The organism is Pseudomonas sp. Root562, from assembly GCF_001427125.1.
Lineage (GTDB): Bacteria > Pseudomonadota > Gammaproteobacteria > Pseudomonadales > Pseudomonadaceae > Aquipseudomonas.
The window spans coordinates 71,486-88,345 of sequence record NZ_LMGK01000008.1 but is presented as its reverse complement, the minus strand read 5'-3'; the positions used below and the strand labels follow the sequence as shown (position 1 = coordinate 88,345).

Here is a 16,860-nt window from a genome sequence, read left to right as displayed (position 1 = left end):
CTCTTCATGTACTACAACCGCACCAGGCTCCACAGCTACAACAACTATCTGTCGCCGATAGCCATGGAGCAAAAAGCGGCATAAACACCGTAATCGGTGTCCGGGATTACTTGACCAGTTCAGGCTCGCTCCTACAGGGGGACGTCCGATAATCGTGCGTGCGGAAAATTGACCCGCGGGTTTACAATCGACGCTCCTGATCAGGAGTAATTTCGTGCTGACTCATCTCGATTCCCAAGGTCGCGCCAACATGGTCGACGTCACTGAAAAAGCCGTGACGTTCCGTGAGGCGACGGCCCAAGCGCTGGTGCGCATGCTCCCCGAAACCCTGCAAATGATCGTCAGTGGCGGTCACCCCAAGGGTGATGTATTTGCGGTAGCGCGCATTGCCGGCATTCAGGCGGCGAAGAAAACCAGTGATTTGATTCCGCTGTGCCACCCGCTGATGCTCACGGGTGTGAAAGTCGAGCTCAGTGCCGAAGGTGACGACAGCGTGCGAATTGTCGCGCGCTGCAAATTGTCCGGGCAGACCGGTGTCGAAATGGAAGCCCTGACCGCCGCCAGCGTCGCGGCGCTGACGATCTACGACATGTGCAAGGCCGTGGATCGCGGCATGACCATTGAAAGCGTACGCTTGCTGGAAAAAGTCGGCGGCAAGAGCGGGCATTTCCAGGCGGACCCGTCATGAATATCACCGTGAAGTTTTTTGCCCGGTATCGGGAAGCGTTGGGTGTGGATGCGGTAAACGTCGAGGGCAACTTCGCCACCGTTGATGACGTGCGGGTGTTGTTGGCCCAGCGCGACGGCGCCGAGGTGCTCCGCGAGCAGAATCTGATGTGCGCGCGCAATGAAGACCTTTGCCAACTCGACGAACCGGTCAGCGACGGCGACGAAGTGGCGTTTTTTCCGACCGTGACCGGAGGTTGAATCTTGGCCATTCGTGTGCAATCCACGGCGTTTGATCCCGGCGCTGAAGTCAACGCCATGCACGATGCGAATGTCGGCGTCGGCGCGGTGGTGAGCTTTGTCGGTTACGTTCGCGACTTCAATGATGGCCTCGATGTGGCCGGGATGTTCCTCGAACACTATCCTGGCATGACCGAAAAAGCCCTCGGCAAGATCGCCCTCGAAGCCGAGCAGCGTTGGCCGTTGCTCAAGCTGCAAGTGTTGCACCGCATCGGCGCGTTGGAACCGGGTGAGCCGATCGTCTTCGTTGGCGCCGCCAGCGCCCACCGTCAGGCGGCGTTCGATGCCTGCGCCTTTGTCATGGACTACCTGAAAACCCGCGCGCCGTTCTGGAAGAAGGAAAATACCAGCGACGGACCGCGCTGGGTGGAAGGGCGTGACAGCGATCATGCTGCGGCGGATCGCTGGAAGCAGTAATTGCTGTAGCGTCCTTCAGTCAGTCATCGCGGGCAAGCCTTGCTCCTAAAAGTTTAGCGCCGTCCCATCATGACGCGAAACCTGTAGGAGCGAGGCTTGCCCGTGAAGGGGCCATCTGCATCGCCAACGACTCATCTATTTACCACCCGACCACCGGCCGGCACGGGCTGCATTTGTCCGATTGACGATTTATACATAAAAGTCCAGTATGGAATTATAAGTACAAAAAAGGCTTTGCCCCGTTTCTGCTCTTTCTTCTGTCTTGCCAAACCAACAACAACCCGCGAGAGAACGAACATGAAGAAATTCCCCCTCATCACCGGTCTGGCCCTGAGCCTGTTGGCGTGCAGCTCTGTATTTGCCGCCGAGAAAACCTTGCGCATCGGTATCGAAGCGGCATATCCACCGTTCGCTTCGAAAACCGAAAAAGGCGAGATTGTGGGTTTTGACTACGACATCGGCAACGCCCTGTGTGCGCAGATGAAGGTCAAGTGTGTGTGGGTCGAAGGCGAGTTCGACGGTCTGATTCCTTCCCTGAAAGTGAAGAAAATCGACATGGCCCTGTCGTCCATGACCATCAACGAAGATCGCAAGAAGTCAGTCGATTTCACCCACAAGTACTACTTCACTTCATCGCGTCTGGTGATGAAAGAAGGTGCGGTGGTGGACGACCAGTACGCCAGCCTCAAGGGCAAGACCGTCGGAGTGCAGCGCGCCACCACCACGGACCGTTATGCCACCGAGGTGTTTGAACCCAAGGGCATCAACGTCAAGCGTTACGGCAACAACGAAGAGATCTACATGGACCTGGCGGCCGGTCGTCTCGATGCGATTTTTGCCGATACCATTCCACTCAATGACTTCCTGATGATGCCGCGCGGCAAGGGCTATGCGTTTGTCGGGCCAGAGCTGAAAGACCCGAAATACGTGGGCGAGGGCGCGGGGATTGCAGTGCGCAAGGGCAATACCGAACTGGTTAGCCAACTGAATACAGCCATCGACGGTATTCGGGCGAATGGCGAGTATCAGAAAATTTCCGAGAAGTACTTCAAATCCGATATCTACGGCGACTGATCTACCGCCATCGCCAGCAGGCTGGCTCCCACAGGTTTTGTGTACACCGCACATCCATGTGGGAGCCAGCCTGCTGGCGATGGGGCCAGATCAATCCCTGCAAATCTTCAGCCCTTCAATTCCTTCAAATGCTTGTACACCGTCGCCCGTCCCATGTTCAGCACATTGGCGACATAGTTCGACGAGCTCTTGCCCTTGAAGGCACCTTCGGCATGCAGGGCCAGCACCAGTTCGCGTTTGTGGTCGCGGGTCAGCAGGTTCAGGCTCAGCTGGCGCTCGCGCAGCCAGGCGTGGAGGAAGGTGTTGATCCGTTCCTGCCAGTCATCGCGGAACAGTGAGTCCGGTTGCGGGATCAGCTTGGTCGGCGACAGGAACAGGTCCAGCGCGGCCTTGGCGTTTTCGAACAGCGAAATATTCAGGTTGATGCACAGCACGGCCAGCGGGTGACCTTCGCTGTCGCGCAGTACGGTGCTGAGACTGCGAATCTTCTGTCCATCCCAATTCAGCTTTTCGTACGGCCCGATGTTTCGTTCGCTGACGTCGTCGCTGAGCATGTCCTCCAGTGCGGAGTCGTCGCCGATTTCCCGTTTCGACAGGTTGTTGGCGATGTAGTCGACCTTTTGCGTGCGCAGGTCGTGCAGCACCACCTCGGCATGGGGAAAGAACAACGTGGCGATGGCATCGGCGATCGCATGGAAGTTATCCAGGGACGAGTCGTTCAGGGCCGGGTCATTTTCTGGGGCGTTCATGGGGTGCGGCTCTTCATACAGTAGAACTCCGGGCAACTTCAGCGCCCCGCAATACGGGGCTCTGAAAGTGTGCCGCAATCATGTCGGCGCGTCACCTGAGGTGGTGAATCAACCCAGACGAGCGAGGGAGAGCATTTCGGCGCTCAGACCGAAGCGGGTCAGTTGTTCGGGCAGGGCTTCACCACGGACCAGCGCGGCACTGGCCTGACCCATCGCGGGTGAGGTCTGGATGCCATAACCCCCTTGAGCCGCCACCCAGAACAGCCCCGGCACCTGCGGATCGAAACCCGAGAGCAAGTCGCCATCACTGACGAAGCTGCGCAGGCCGGCCCAGGTGCGGGTCGGGCGGCGGATCGTCAGGGTGGTGGCTTCTTCGATCTGGTAGATGCCCATGGCGATGTCCAGCTCTTCAGGCTGCACGTCGTGGGGTTCAACCGGGTCGGCGTTGGCCGGCGAGCCGAGGAACATCCCGGCGTCGGGTTTCATATAGAAGGACTCGTCGAGGCTGACCAGCATCGGCCAATGATGGATATCCACACCCTCGGGGCCAGCGAAAATGAACGCGGCCCGGCGTTTCGGTTGCAGGCCCAGTGGTTGTGCACCGGCTAGCGTGCCGATCTTGTCGGCCCACGCGCCCGCAGCATTGATGATGATGGGAGCGCTGAAAGTCTGGCTGTTGGTTTGCACCTGCCAGGCACCGTCGGCATCACGGCTCAGGCCGAGCACTTCAGTGTCGGTGTGCACTTCGCCGTTGTTGCGACGGATGCCACGCAAGTAACCCTGATGCAGGGCGTCGGTGTCGATGTCGCTGGCGGTCGGGTCGTAGATGGCGCCGTGGACTTTTTCCCGGCGCAGGATCGGCAGGCGCACACAGGCCTCCTCGGCGCTGAGCAATTGCATCTCCGGGACCGTAGCCTTGGCGCTCAGGTATTGATTGTTCAATTCGGCCGGATCACCGGTGAAGTCCACGGTCATTTCACCGCGCGGCGTCAGCAGCGGGTGCTCGCAGAAACCGCTGGGCGGGTTGTCGAAAAAATCCCGGCTGGCCTGGGTCAATGCACGAACCTGTGGGGTGCCGTAAGCCGCGGTGTACAGCGCAGCGGAACGTCCGGTGGAGTGATAGGCCGGATGGGATTCACGCTCGAGTACCACCACTCGCCCGTGCTGCGACAGCCAGAAGCCCGTGGAGGCGCCGGCAATTCCGCCGCCGATGATGATGAAGTCTGCCTGGCTCATGAACGTCTCCTGTAGGGGCGCAATTGCCGAAATGGTTGAAAACTCCTGTAGGAGCAAAGCTTGCTCCTACGGGTTTATCTGATGTCAGGGGTGAGACGGTAAATGGCATTGGCCAGCGCAATGTCTTCAAGGCCCAGGCCAATCGAGCGGAAGAACACGTGACGGTCGTAAACGGGACGCGCCACCTTCTCGCTGAGCAGATCCGCCAGGTCGCCGACGATCGCGTTTTTGTCCCAGCCATGCTGCTCGCCGGCGATCAGCATTTCACCGGCCGAGCCTGGGGTGGTCAGGCGATAGTCACAGAACACCCGCATGTCATTGAGGCTCTGTGGTGGCACTTCGTGGGCACGAGGAGCATTGGTGCTGATCGAGGTGATCAGCGCCGGTTTGTTCAGGTTTGACGGGTCGATCACCGGGCCGGCCGATGAGGTGCAGAGCATGATCACATCCGCGTCCTGGATAGCCGTTTCGCGGCTGTCGACGATGTTCAGGCGAGGTTCGATGCTCTTGAGCTGGCTCATGGTTTGCGCATCTTCGCTCAGGCCTGGCGAGTAGAGGCTGATACTCTGCCAGTCGCGCAGGTTTTTCGCGTAATGCAGGTGCGCTTGAGCAACCTTGCCGCTGCCGATGATCGCCAGGCGAGTCACGTTCAAAGGTGCAAGTGCATCGACCGCCACCACGGTAGTCGCGGCGGTGCGCGCCGTCGTCAGTTCGCCGGCATCACACAACAGCAGCGGCTGACCGGTCTGCATCGACATCAGCAGGGTCCAGGCGGTCACCAGCGGACCCTGTTCGCGCACGATGTAGGGCGACGTCTTGACGCCGTAAACACCGTCTTGCGCCAGCACGCCCAAGTAGTTGATGAAGTCGCCCGCGCCATTCGGAAACTCCACAAGATGCTGCGCCGGTTGCACGGCTTGTCCGGCGGCCAGGTCGCGAAACAGTTTGCGCATGATCTGCGGCACGTCGATCTGTGTCAGCAAATCGCGAGCCTGGGCTTGGGTGATCACATGAGGCGTACTGGACATGGGCGGCTCCGGACATGGAAATAAACTAATTTGTCTATTATGGACTTTTTGTTTTAACGAGCAAGCCCTGTCGAAAAAGCCGGACGAAAAAAAAGCGCAGTCCGTTTCCGGCTGCGCCTTTTTTGCACGTTGTCCGTTACGGACGCTTGCGCTCAACCGCCCGCAACAGATGCGTCGGTGGTGTTTCACAGCTGATTTTCTTGCCCAGCAGCGCCTCGATGGACGGTAGCTGGTAGGAGTCATCTTCACCGGCAAAGCTGATGGACACCCCATCAGCACCGGCGCGACCGGTACGACCGATGCGGTGCACGTAGTCGTCCGGGACTTCCGGCAGGGTGAAGTTGATCACGTGGCTGATGCCGTCGATGTGAATACCGCGACCGGCAACATCGGTAGCAACCAGTACGCGGATCTTGCCTTCGCGGAAGCCTTCCAGAGTCTTGATGCGCTTGTGTTGCGGCACATCGCCGGACAGTTGCGCAGCGTTGATGCCATCGCGCACCAGGCGTTCCTCAATGCGCCGCACTTCATCCTTGCGGTTGGCAAATACGATTACCCGTTCCCAACCGTTGTCGTTGACCAGGTTGTAGAGCAGTTTGTATTTGTCGGCACCGGCCACGGCGTAGATGTGCTGCTCGACGTTTTCGCTGGCCACGTTGGTGACTTCGATTTCGACGATCGCAGGATCAGTGGTCCATTGCTTGGCCAGGTTCATCACGTCTTCAGTGAAGGTCGCGGAGAACAGCAGCGTCTGACGCTCGGCTTTTGGCGGCGTCTGGCGAATGATCTGGCGCACTTGCGGGATGAAGCCCATGTCGAGCATGCGGTCGGCTTCGTCGAGCACCATCACTTCGACCATGTCCAGGTGCACGTCGCCACGCTGGTTGAAGTCCAGCAGACGGCCGGGAGTGGCCACCAGAATGTCGCAGTGGCGGGCTTCGAGGTGCTTGAGCTGCTTGTCGAAGTCCATGCCGCCGACGAACGTCATGACATTGAGCCCGGTGTACTTGGTCAGGTCGGCAGCGTCCTTGGCGATCTGGACGACCAGTTCGCGGGTCGGGGCGATGATCAAGGCCCGCGGTTCACCCATGTAGCGCTCTTTCGGCGGAGGGGTTTGCAGCAGCTGGGTGATGATCGAAATCAGGAACGCCGCGGTTTTACCGGTACCGGTTTGCGCCCGGCCGATGGCGTCTTTACCAGCGAGGGTGAAACCCAGTACTTGCGCCTGGATCGGGGTGCAATACGGGAAGCCCAGGTCCTGAATGGCGTGCATCAGTTCAGGAGCGAGTTTGAAATCGTGGAAGCGGGTTTTGCCTTCCTGGGGTTCGACGACGAAATCTTCGAGTTTCCAGGGAATGACCGGGGCTTTTGGCTTCGGTTCACGGCGGGGTTTAACGGGTTTCGGGGTTTCGCTGCGCGGTTGCTCGGCGGCGGTTTGCGCAACAGGCTCGGCGGCCGACGCGCTCTTGGGCTCGTGTTTCGGTGCCGCTACAGGGGCGGTCCGGCCAGGCTGTTTACCGTCGGTGCGGTGGCCGGGAGTGTGAGACGGAGCGCTGGGGACTGGCGCGAGTTGCTCAGTCTCGCTTTTACCGAACATTTTCTTGAGTGCTTTGAGCACGGTCATCTCATCAATTGGTTAAGGAATGTACGCCGGCCAGTGTAATGCAAGAAACGGGCGCGGCGTAGTGGGATGGATCAAAGGGCTGTTTTAAGCAAAAAAATCGCAGGAATGCTCAACGCAAGCGTTCGGCAAGCCAGACGCCAAGGTCGCGGATCTCTTCGGGTAACACTTCGTGGCCCATTGGGTATTCCTGCCATGTCACGGTGACACCACGCTGCTTCAAATGCTCGTAGGCGCTGCGGCCCATCGAGTTTTGCACTACATCGTCGTACTGGCCATGCAAGCACAGCACCGGAATACGCTGCTGACTGGCGGACAGCTCCAGTTCGTCACTGAAGGTCGGGGCATAAGTGGAGAGGGCTAGTACGCCACCCAACGGTCCCTGCCATTTCAGGAAAGCGGTGTGCAAGACCACCGCGCCACCTTGGGAGAAACCTGCCAGGAAAATGCGCGAGGCGTCTATTCCGATGGCTCGCTGCGTGTCGATCAACTTAATGATTTTTTGTGCGGACTCTTCCAGCTGCTCACGGTTGATCGCGCGAGCCGGACTCATGGCCAATATGTCGTACCAGCTGGGCATCTCGTAGCCACCATTGATGGTGACCGCACAGGTTGGCGCCTGAGGCAGAACGAAGCGTGTGCTCAACAAGGTTTCCTGCAGGGCTTCAGCCACGGGCAGGAAGTCATAGCGATCGGCGCCCAGGCCGTGGAGCCAGATCACGCAGGCGTCTGCGGGCTTGACGGGTTCTAGGATCAAGGGCTCGGTCATGTTTGCTCCAATATTGTGCGTGCGCTCTCATTCAGTGCGAGGGGTGAGTGCGCGTCTGGTTGATCAGTTACGAAGATGTCGCAAGGTTACAAGTTTTGCTATTGACCTGTCGCTTAACCGCTTAAGCGGGCGGTGTGGTACGGGCTTTGCTATAGGGAAGCGCGTATGAAGAATCCCACAACTGTCGGTAACACTATCAGGCCATTGTTGGCAGTGGGATAGCAAAAAATCCGGTAATGGATGTTCGCCAGTGGCCGCTACGGGCTTCGCGAACGTGAAAGGGCTACAGCCCGTTCGGCCGATTGGTGAGAAGTGAGTTGTCCATGATGTGGATTTTCTCCTACTAGACTCATGGCTACGGTCCTACGTCGGTTGACCCTAAAAAAAACCAACACGGGTCAACAACGCCTCAAAAGGGTGCGACAGGACTCACGCTCCGACACAACAAGAGCAAAACTGGAGGTTTGAATGAAGATGTTGAAATCCACCCTGGCAGTCGTGACTGCAGCCGCAGTACTCGGCGTCAGTGGGTTCGCTCAGGCGGGCGCGACCCTGGATGCAGTGCAGAAGAAAGGTTTTGTACAGTGCGGCGTCAGCGATGGCCTGCCTGGTTTCTCGGTTCCAGACGCCACCGGCAAGATCGTCGGTATCGATGCTGACTACTGCCGTGCCGTGGCCGCTGCGGTATTCGGCGACGCGACCAAGGTCAAGTTCAGTCAGTTGAACGCCAAAGAACGCTTCACCGCGCTGCAGTCCGGCGAAATCGACATTCTGTCGCGCAACACCACCATGACCAGCTCCCGTGACGCAGGCATGGGTCTGAAATTCCCGGGCTTCATCACTTACTACGACGGCATCGGCTTCCTGGTAAACAACAAGCTGGGCGTCAAGAGCGCTAAAGAGCTGGATGGCGCGACCATCTGCATCCAGGCCGGCACCACTACCGAACTGAACGTTTCCGACTACTTCCGCGGTAACGGTCTGAAATACACCCCGATCACTTTCGACACCTCCGACGAAAGCGCCAAGTCGCTGGAATCCGGTCGTTGCGACGTGCTGACCTCCGACAAGTCCCAACTGTTCGCCCAGCGCAGCAAGCTGGCTTCGCCGAAAGACTACGTGGTTCTGCCGGAAACCATTTCCAAAGAACCTCTGGGCCCGGTCGTGCGTAACGGTGACGACGAGTGGCTGGCCATCGTGCGCTGGGTTGGCTACGCCATGCTCAACGCCGAAGAAGCGGGCGTGACGTCGAAAAACGTCGAAGCCGAAGCCAAGGGCACCAAGAACCCGGACGTTGCTCGTCTGCTGGGTACCGACGGTGAGTACGGCAAAGACCTGAAAGTGAAGAAAGACTGGGTCGTACAAATCGTCAAGCAAGTCGGCAACTACGGTGAAGTGTTCGAGAAAAACCTCGGCAAGAGCACTCCGCTGGAAATCGACCGCGGGCTGAACGCTCTGTGGAACGCTGGCGGCATTCAATACGCACCACCAGTGCGCTGATGGTTCTATCACCCGGTGGGCCAACCACCGGGTGATGTTCTGTTCCATTATTTCCGGGGCACTTCATGCAAAATTCAATCGGCGCACCAAAGCAGAGGCTCAGCCTCAGCGATCCACGAGTGCGTGCGTGGGTATTCCAGATCATCACGATTATCGCGGTGGTCTCGCTGGGCTGGTATCTGTTCGATAACACCCAGACCAACCTGCAACACCGGGGCATCACCTCCGGTTTCGACTTTCTGGAGCGCAGTGCCGGTTTCGGCATCGCTCAACACCTGATCGACTACACCGAAGCGGACAGTTACGCCCGGGTGTTTGTCATCGGCCTGCTCAACACATTGCTGGTGACTTTCATCGGCGTGATTCTGGCAACCATCCTCGGCTTCATCGTCGGTGTGGCGCGGCTGTCGAAGAACTGGATCATCGCCAAAGTGGCGACGGTATACGTGGAAGTCTTCCGTAACATTCCGCCGCTGCTGCAGATCCTGTTCTGGTACTTCGCGGTATTCCTGACCATGCCGGGACCGCGCAACAGCCATAACTTCGGCGATACCTTCTTCGTCAGCAGTCGCGGCCTGAACATGCCGGCCGCGCTGATGGCCGACGGTTTCTGGCCGTTTGTGGTCAGCGTCGTGGTGGCCATCGTCGCCATCGTGCTGATGTGCCGCTGGGCCAACAAACGCTTCGAAGCCACCGGCGTGCCGTTCCACAAATTCTGGGTCGGCCTGGCGCTGTTCCTGGTGATTCCGGCGCTGTGCGCATTGATTGTCGGCGCACCGGTGCACTGGGAAATGCCGCAGCTCAAGGGCTTCAACTTCGTCGGTGGCTGGGTGCTGATCCCGGAACTGCTGGCCTTGACCCTGGCCCTGACCGTGTACACCGCGGCGTTCATCGCCGAGATCGTGCGCTCGGGCATCAAGTCGGTCAGCCACGGCCAGACCGAAGCGGCGCATTCCCTCGGCCTGCGCAACGGTCCGACCCTGCGCAAGGTGATCATTCCGCAAGCCCTGCGCGTGATCATTCCACCGCTGACCAGCCAATACCTGAACCTGGCGAAGAACTCCTCGCTGGCGGCCGGTATCGGCTATCCGGAAATGGTCTCGCTGTTTGCCGGTACGGTGCTGAACCAGACCGGTCAGGCAATCGAGGTGATTGCCATCACCATGAGCGTGTACCTGGCGATCAGTATCAGCATTTCCCTGCTGATGAACTGGTACAACAAGCGCATTGCGCTGATCGAGCGGTAAGGAAAAGCGCATGAGTACTCATACTTTCAAACCTGACATGCCACCACCGAGCAGCAGCATCGGTGTAGTGGCGTGGATGCGCGCAAACATGTTCTCCAGCTGGCTCAACACCTTGCTGACCCTGTTCGCGTTCTACCTGATCTACCTGGTGGTTCCGCCGATTCTGCAGTGGGCCATCATCGACGCCAACTGGGTAGGCACCAGCCAGGCCGACTGCACCAAGGAGGGCGCCTGCTGGGTGTTCATCCAGCAGCGTTTCGGCCAGTTCATGTACGGCTACTATCCGACGGATCTGCGCTGGCGCGTCGACCTGACCGTGTGGCTGGCGGTGATTGGCGTAGCGCCTCTGTTCATCTCGCGCTTCCCGCGTAAAGCGGTGTATGGCCTGAGCTTTTTGGTGCTGTACCCGATCATTGCCTGGTGCCTGTTGCACGGTGGCGTTTTCGGCCTGACCCAGGTGGCGACCAGCCAGTGGGGCGGTCTGATGCTGACCCTGGTGATCGCCACTGTCGGTATCGCCGGTGCGCTGCCGTTGGGGATTGTCCTGGCGCTGGGCCGCCGTTCGAACATGCCGGCGATTCGGGTGGTCTGCGTGACCTTCATCGAGTTCTGGCGCGGCGTGCCGTTGATCACGGTGCTGTTCATGTCCTCGGTGATGCTGCCGCTGTTCCTGCCTGAAGGCATGAACTTCGACAAACTGCTGCGGGCGTTGATCGGCGTGATCCTGTTCCAGTCGGCCTACGTGGCCGAAGTGGTGCGCGGCGGCCTGCAAGCGATCCCCAAGGGGCAGTACGAAGCGGCCGCGGCGATGGGCCTGGGTTACTGGCGCAGCATGGGTCTGGTGATTCTGCCGCAAGCCTTGAAGCTGGTAATCCCCGGCATCGTCAACACGTTCATTGCACTGTTCAAGGACACCAGCCTGGTAATCATCATCGGCTTGTTCGACCTGCTCAACAGCGTCAAACAAGCGGCTGCCGATCCGAAATGGCTGGGCATGGCCACCGAAGGCTACGTGTTCGCCGCCCTGGTGTTCTGGATTTTCTGTTTTGGTATGTCGCGCTATTCCATGCATCTGGAACGCAAGCTCGACACTGGCCACAAGCGCTGACGCGCTACCCAATTTAGGACGTTTTGTGATGAGCGAAGCAATCAAACAGCCTGTGAGCCCTGAAGGCATTATTCAGATGCAGGGCGTGAACAAATGGTACGGCCAGTTTCACGTACTCAAGGACATCAACCTCAACGTCAAGCAGGGCGAGCGTATCGTCCTGTGCGGCCCGTCGGGTTCCGGCAAGTCCACCACCATCCGCTGCCTCAACCGCCTGGAAGAACACCAGCAGGGGCGCATCGTGGTCGATGGCGTGGAGCTGACCAACGACCTCAAGCAGATCGAAGCGATCCGCCGTGAAGTCGGCATGGTGTTCCAGCACTTCAACCTGTTCCCGCATTTGACCATTTTGCAGAACTGCACCCTGGCGCCAATGTGGGTACGCAAGATGCCCAAGCGCAAGGCCGAGGAAATCGCCATGCATTACCTGGAGCGCGTACGCATTCCGGAACAGGCGCACAAGTACCCGGGGCAACTGTCCGGCGGCCAGCAACAGCGTGTGGCGATCGCCCGCGCGCTGTGCATGAAGCCGAAAATCATGCTGTTCGACGAACCGACGTCGGCACTCGATCCGGAAATGGTGAAAGAGGTACTCGACACCATGATCGGCCTCGCCGAAGACGGCATGACCATGCTCTGCGTGACCCACGAAATGGGCTTTGCCCGTACCGTGGCCAACCGCGTGATCTTCATGGACAAGGGGGAGATCGTCGAACAGGCAGCACCGAACGACTTCTTCGATAACCCGCAGAATGATCGGACCAAGCTGTTCCTGAGCCAGATTCTGCATTGATGGCAGGCTGACTGATAAAACAAACCCGGCCTCGCGCCGGGTTTGTTTTTTGTGGTTCTAGTGCTCAGGACGCAGTGAGCGTTTCATGTTCCTTGTGCACTGTATCCTTGAAACCCCTCAAGTCCGCTCCTTCACCCAGGGTTTTCGCATCGGCGAGCAAGTGCGGATAGCGATCAAGCAAGCGCATCAGCAGCATTAACGCTTTCGGTGGAAGTACTTCTCCACGCTCGTAGCGGGAAAATGCATTGTGTCCGCCGCCGGACAGCAGAAGTACCGCTTCTTTTTGGGAGAGATGCAGATTGCGGCGGATGCGCTTCATCTCGTTGCCGATCATTTGTCTGCCGGCGATGACCAGTTCGTCGCACGCATCTGAATAGCGCTCCGAGCAACCGGGGTCGAGTATGACTTCTGCGCACGCCTGGCACTCCCATCCGGATAAATCGTCGACCCGGCGCTCCATTCCCTTGACGCTCATGGTTTCGCCGCGACCTTCGAAGTGCCTCATTCCCTCACTCGCGCCGCAGCTGAAGCATTGTTTTGTATTCATGGGTTTTTCTCCTTGAAGGAGATCACCGGAGGTTCACTGCCCGAGCAGTAAGTGACCTTGATGTAAATCTCCAGATCGAGCGAAGTGATGTGGTACACGTCTTGCCAAACCCGATGATCGTCATAGGTAGTCATTGATTTGTACAACATCTTGCTATGCAATTCGAAAACGACTTCCTGCATTTCCCTGATGCTAAAGCCCAGGTCTCTGCCGTTTTTTCGTGCAGTCTTGGTAAACGCGTTTTTCCCGAGCCGCCTGACATCCTCCTTGATCACCACCAGGTTGTAATGGGGTGTGTTCTTTTCCATAAGACCCTGCCCTGAAATTACCCTTAAAGGGTAATTTTGACTAATCGAAAATCCCGCTGCATTTCCTCTCTCTGACCCTAGGCGGTTGCCGTCCTACACGTAGCTGACTAAGATGTCAGAAAATTCATCCTATGATTGGATGAAAAGGTGAGCCCTATGTCTGACATTTCTCCATTAGTTAAACGATCCCTGGTCGACCAAGCCCTGGACCAGTTGCGTCTGCGCATCACCCAAGGTGTCTGGACGGTCGGCCAACGCTTGCCCACCGAACCCGAGCTGTCGGCAGAACTGGGCATCAGCCGCAACACGGTGCGTGAAGCCATGCGCGTGCTGGCGTTTTCCGGGTTGATAGAAATCCGCCAGGGCGACGGTAGTTATCTACGGGCGGTGGTTGATCCGCTGGACACCTTGAAGGCGTTGTCCAGTTGTTCGCGGGAACAGGCCCGCGAAACCCGGCACATCCTCGAAGTCGAGGCCATCGGGCTGGCGGCACTGCGCCGAACCGATGAAGACCTGGTGGCGTTGCGCGAAGCGCTGGGTGTCAGCGGCAGCCACTATCACGGCGACCTCGACACCTACATTGCCTGCGACCTGGTGTTCCATCGTCGCCTGGTGGATGCGGCGCACAACCCCACGCTCAGCGAGTTGTATCGCTATTTCTCCAGCGTCGTCGGCGCGCAGTTGCGCCACTGTCTGAACATCACGCCCCGACGCCAGGAAGTGTTCGACCTGCACATCGCACTGCTCGATGCCGTCGAACAACGCGACCCGGAACGCGCCAAAGCGCTGTCGAGGCAGTTGATCAATGAACCTTGAAACCGAGAACCGCATGTCCAGCGATCACAGCAACATCACGCAATCCAAGCGCACGGCGGAGCTCGAAGAGTTGCTGATCGATGCCGAGGCCGATGACGAGCAGGTCCAGCAAACGCATCCGGTCCTGCGTCGGCCCTGGCTGTTGCTGCTGGGGTTGATTCTGGTGGCGCTGAACCTGCGCCCCGCGTTGTCGAGCATGGCGCCGATGCTCAGTGACGTGTCGAAGTCACTCGGTCTTTCGGCCTCCCAAGCTGGTTTGCTGACTACGTTGCCGGTGCTTTGCCTCGGTCTGTTTGCGCCGTTGGCGCCGGTGCTGGCGCGTAGCTTCGGTGCCGAGCGGGTGGTGCTGGGCATTTTGCTGACCCTCGCTGGCGGCATCATCGTGCGCAGCTCTTTTGGCGAAATCGGTTTGTTTGCCGGCAGCGTGTTGGCCGGTGCCAGCATCGGTGTGATCGGCGTTTTGCTGCCGGGCATCGTCAAGCGTGATTTCCCGAGGCAGGCCGGCACCATGACCGGTGTCTACACCATGGCCCTGTGCCTGGGGGCGGCGATGGCAGCGGGGGCGACCGTGCCGTTGAGCGAGCATTTCGACCAAAGCTGGGCCATGGGCCTTGGTTTCTGGGTGATCCCGGCCCTGGTCGCGGCCCTTTTCTGGTTACCGCAAGTGGGTCAAAAGCACGGCGCGCATCATGTCGCTTACCGAGTTCGCGGTTTGCTGCGCGACCCGCTGGCCTGGCAAGTGACCTTGTACATGGGCCTGCAATCGTCACTGGCTTACATCGTGTTCGGCTGGTTGCCATCGATCCTGATCGGTCGCGGGCTGACGCCGACCCAGGCAGGGCTGGTGTTGTCGGGTTCGGTGATCGTGCAACTGGTCAGTTCCCTCGCCGCACCATGGCTGGCGACTCGCGGCAAGGATCAGCGCCTGGCCATCGTGATCGTGATGGTGCTGACCCTCGGCGGCCTGTTCGGTTGCCTGTACGCGCCGCTCGAAGGCTTGTGGGGCTGGGCGATTGTGCTGGGGCTGGGGCAGGGCGCCACGTTCAGCCTGGCGCTGACCCTGATCGTGCTGCGCTCGCGCGATGCCCATGTGGCGGCGAACCTGTCGAGCATGGCCCAGGGGTTCGGTTACACCTTGGCATCCATGGGCCCATTCGCAGTCGGCATCGTGCATGACTGGACCGGTGGCTGGACCGCCGTGGGCTGGATCTTTGGGGTGATCGGCCTCGGCGCCATCATTGCCGGCCTGGGCGCCGGGCGTTCACTGTATGTCCAGGTGCTCAGCGAAAAAGTCTGAATCAAAGGTAAACCATGTCCAGGGTCGCCGAGCCGTCGAGCTGGACATCGGCGCTCAAGTCCAGCTGGGACGTGGGCGCGATGACGGTTTCGATGGTGACTCGGCTCGACAGGTGCTGGATGAAGATCGGACCGGCGTTGCTACCGGCAACATCGGTAAACCCCAGGTAGCTTTTGGCGCCAATCGGAATCGGGCGGCTGCTGGATAAACTCCAGGCCAGGCCGCCCGTGGTGGAGTCGGTGCGGTAGACCTGCGAAAGGTCATCCACCACCGTTTGGGCGGGATCGAAGTTCAGCGAATACAAGCCGATGTTGTTGCCGCTTTTATCGCGATTCAGCCCGTAATAAATCTCGCTGTTGACGATGGCCGACCCGTCGCGGTTGTCGTGCATGACCAGGGCAAAACGCGAAGGGCCGTTGCATTGGATGTTGAGGTCCAGCACTTGATCAGGCAGTTGCGTGCGCTTGTCGACGCTCAGGTCCTGGCGGAAGATCTTTCCGTAATCCACCGTGCCATTGTTGGACAGGACCGGTGTACAGGCGACGGGCGTGATCGTGCCCTTCACCGTCAGGTCGACCGTCGAGGCGGCCAGCACATGGGGCACGACGCAGACAAGGGCGACAGTCAAAGGTGCTGCAAAATAATCTTTCATCGATGGGCTCCTCATGCATCTGAGCTGCAGGAGCGAGCACGCCCCTGCAGTTTTTCAGGGGCTTACAGGTATTTCATTTCATATGTCACGGAACCGTCCATGACCACTTCATCGGTCAAGGTCAGGTTGTTGGCGGGGGCGATGCTGGTTCTGACCTCGAAATCCATGGTCAGGTCTTTCACCCTGATGGGCGTGCTGTGGTCGGTGGTTGAGGCGGTTGACAAGATGTATCCGGGGCTCGATACCGTAGTCCGCTCCCAGGTCTTACCATTGTCTTCGGAGTCGATTACTTGCGCCGTCACCCCGTCCGCGAGGGCATTACTGACACCGACTACGACAAAACCCAGTTTTTCGCCTGCATCGGTTAATCCCAAACCGAACCAGGTCCGTGATGCTCCAGTACCGGCCCGGTTATCGATCGGGTTCAATGCGAACTGAATCGGTGCGTCACACGCCACGGTCAGTTTCAGCGGATGCCTGCCAATCATGGTGCTAGTGGTCGGGTTGAGGTCCTTCGCCGAAATCTTGCCGTTATCCACGACACCGCCGTTGGACAGGCTTGGCGTGCAGGCAGCAGGGGTGATAACGCCTGTGACCGTCAGGTCCGTGGACGATGCAAGGGCATAAGGTGCGACGTTGACCAGAGCGGCGGTCGACAATGCCATGAAGTACTTTTTCATTTTTTCATTCCTTTTTGCGGATTTATTCCTGGCTGATCCAGCGCGCTTGATT

Annotated in this window: 19 protein-coding genes; 10 read left to right on the top strand and 9 right to left on the bottom strand. The window is 58.8% G+C overall.

Annotated features, from left to right (window positions below; genetic code table 11):
- Positions 1–214 precede the first annotated feature (214 nt).
- From moaC to ASD60_RS08905, 4 genes are all read left to right on the top strand, one after another.
- A complete protein-coding gene (gene moaC, locus ASD60_RS08920; RefSeq protein ID WP_008060536.1) occupies positions 215–688 on the top strand; it encodes a cyclic pyranopterin monophosphate synthase MoaC in 474 nt (157 codons plus the stop codon).
- Positions 685–927 carry a MoaD/ThiS family protein gene (locus ASD60_RS08915; RefSeq protein WP_056853658.1) on the top strand — a complete coding sequence of 81 codons (243 nt, stop codon included), beginning with the start codon at positions 685–687 and terminating at the stop codon, positions 925–927. The genes moaC and ASD60_RS08915 overlap by 4 nt, the downstream gene beginning before the upstream one ends.
- Before the next feature lie 3 nt (positions 928–930).
- On the top strand, positions 931–1,383 hold the full coding sequence (moaE, locus tag ASD60_RS08910; protein ID WP_056853657.1) for a molybdopterin synthase catalytic subunit MoaE: 453 nt from the start codon (positions 931–933) through the stop codon (positions 1,381–1,383).
- 297 nt (positions 1,384–1,680) lie between these two features.
- A complete protein-coding gene (locus ASD60_RS08905) occupies positions 1,681–2,457 on the top strand; it encodes an ABC transporter substrate-binding protein (RefSeq protein WP_056853656.1) in 777 nt (258 codons plus the stop codon).
- Between the two features lie 107 nt (positions 2,458–2,564).
- On the opposite strand, the gene ASD60_RS08900 is transcribed toward ASD60_RS08905, so the two are convergent.
- The 5 genes from ASD60_RS08900 to ASD60_RS08880 all read right to left on the bottom strand — a co-directional run bounded on the left by ASD60_RS08900 (position 2,565) and on the right by ASD60_RS08880 (position 7,860).
- Entirely contained in the window at positions 2,565–3,206 is a 642-nt protein-coding gene (locus ASD60_RS08900; protein WP_056853655.1) for a helix-turn-helix transcriptional regulator, read from the bottom strand.
- A gap of 108 nt (positions 3,207–3,314) precedes the next feature.
- Positions 3,315–4,442 (bottom strand): NAD(P)/FAD-dependent oxidoreductase, encoded by a 1,128-nt coding sequence (locus tag ASD60_RS08895; RefSeq protein WP_056853654.1) that lies wholly within the window; start codon positions 4,440–4,442, stop codon positions 3,315–3,317.
- 74 nt (positions 4,443–4,516) lie between these two features.
- Positions 4,517–5,470: an ornithine cyclodeaminase family protein gene (locus ASD60_RS08890; RefSeq protein WP_056853653.1), complete on the bottom strand. Its 954-nt coding sequence runs from the start codon at positions 5,468–5,470 to the stop codon at positions 4,517–4,519.
- Positions 5,471–5,606: 136 nt separating this feature from the next.
- A complete protein-coding gene (gene rhlB, locus ASD60_RS08885) occupies positions 5,607–7,094 on the bottom strand; it encodes an ATP-dependent RNA helicase RhlB (protein WP_056853652.1) in 1,488 nt (495 codons plus the stop codon).
- A gap of 109 nt (positions 7,095–7,203) precedes the next feature.
- Positions 7,204–7,860: an alpha/beta hydrolase gene (locus ASD60_RS08880; RefSeq protein ID WP_056853651.1), complete on the bottom strand. Its 657-nt coding sequence runs from the start codon at positions 7,858–7,860 to the stop codon at positions 7,204–7,206.
- Between the two features lie 468 nt (positions 7,861–8,328).
- Here ASD60_RS08880 and ASD60_RS08875 point away from each other — a divergent pair, with 468 nt between their 5' ends.
- From ASD60_RS08875 to ASD60_RS08860, 4 genes are all read left to right on the top strand, one after another.
- A complete protein-coding gene (locus ASD60_RS08875; RefSeq protein WP_056853650.1) occupies positions 8,329–9,360 on the top strand; it encodes an amino acid ABC transporter substrate-binding protein in 1,032 nt (343 codons plus the stop codon).
- A gap of 65 nt (positions 9,361–9,425) precedes the next feature.
- Entirely contained in the window at positions 9,426–10,607 is a 1,182-nt protein-coding gene (locus tag ASD60_RS08870; protein ID WP_056853649.1) for an amino acid ABC transporter permease, read from the top strand.
- A gap of 10 nt (positions 10,608–10,617) precedes the next feature.
- Positions 10,618–11,715 carry an amino acid ABC transporter permease gene (locus ASD60_RS08865; protein ID WP_056853648.1) on the top strand — a complete coding sequence of 366 codons (1,098 nt, stop codon included), beginning with the start codon at positions 10,618–10,620 and terminating at the stop codon, positions 11,713–11,715.
- A 28-nt stretch (positions 11,716–11,743) separates the two neighbouring features.
- Entirely contained in the window at positions 11,744–12,508 is a 765-nt protein-coding gene (locus tag ASD60_RS08860; protein WP_003178331.1) for an amino acid ABC transporter ATP-binding protein, read from the top strand.
- A 64-nt stretch (positions 12,509–12,572) separates the two neighbouring features.
- Here ASD60_RS08860 and ASD60_RS08855 read toward each other — a convergent pair whose 3' ends face one another.
- Positions 12,573–13,055 carry a type II toxin-antitoxin system MqsA family antitoxin gene (locus ASD60_RS08855; protein WP_056853647.1) on the bottom strand — a complete coding sequence of 161 codons (483 nt, stop codon included), beginning with the start codon at positions 13,053–13,055 and terminating at the stop codon, positions 12,573–12,575.
- Positions 13,052–13,363, bottom strand: coding sequence for a type II toxin-antitoxin system MqsR family toxin (locus ASD60_RS08850; RefSeq protein WP_056853646.1), 312 nt, complete (start codon positions 13,361–13,363; stop codon positions 13,052–13,054). Before ASD60_RS08850 ends, ASD60_RS08855 begins: the two co-directional genes overlap by 4 nt.
- A 156-nt stretch (positions 13,364–13,519) precedes the next feature.
- Here ASD60_RS08850 and ASD60_RS08845 point away from each other — a divergent pair, with 156 nt between their 5' ends.
- Both ASD60_RS08845 and ASD60_RS08840 read left to right on the top strand, forming a co-directional pair.
- On the top strand, positions 13,520–14,179 hold the full coding sequence (locus ASD60_RS08845) for a FadR/GntR family transcriptional regulator (protein WP_056853645.1): 660 nt from the start codon (positions 13,520–13,522) through the stop codon (positions 14,177–14,179).
- Positions 14,169–15,476, top strand: a complete 1,308-nt coding sequence (locus ASD60_RS08840; RefSeq protein WP_056853644.1) for a CynX/NimT family MFS transporter — start codon at positions 14,169–14,171, stop codon at positions 15,474–15,476. Before ASD60_RS08845 ends, ASD60_RS08840 begins: the two co-directional genes overlap by 11 nt.
- Position 15,477: 1 nt before the next feature.
- Here ASD60_RS08840 and ASD60_RS08835 read toward each other — a convergent pair whose 3' ends face one another.
- Together ASD60_RS08835 and ASD60_RS08830 are read right to left on the bottom strand one after the other, a co-directional pair.
- Complete coding sequence (locus ASD60_RS08835; protein WP_056853643.1) at positions 15,478–16,128, bottom strand: DUF1120 domain-containing protein; 651 nt, start codon at positions 16,126–16,128, stop codon at positions 15,478–15,480.
- Positions 16,129–16,190: 62 nt separating this feature from the next.
- Positions 16,191–16,808, bottom strand: a complete 618-nt coding sequence (locus tag ASD60_RS08830; protein WP_056853642.1) for a DUF1120 domain-containing protein — start codon at positions 16,806–16,808, stop codon at positions 16,191–16,193.
- Positions 16,809–16,860: the final 52 nt, after the last annotated feature.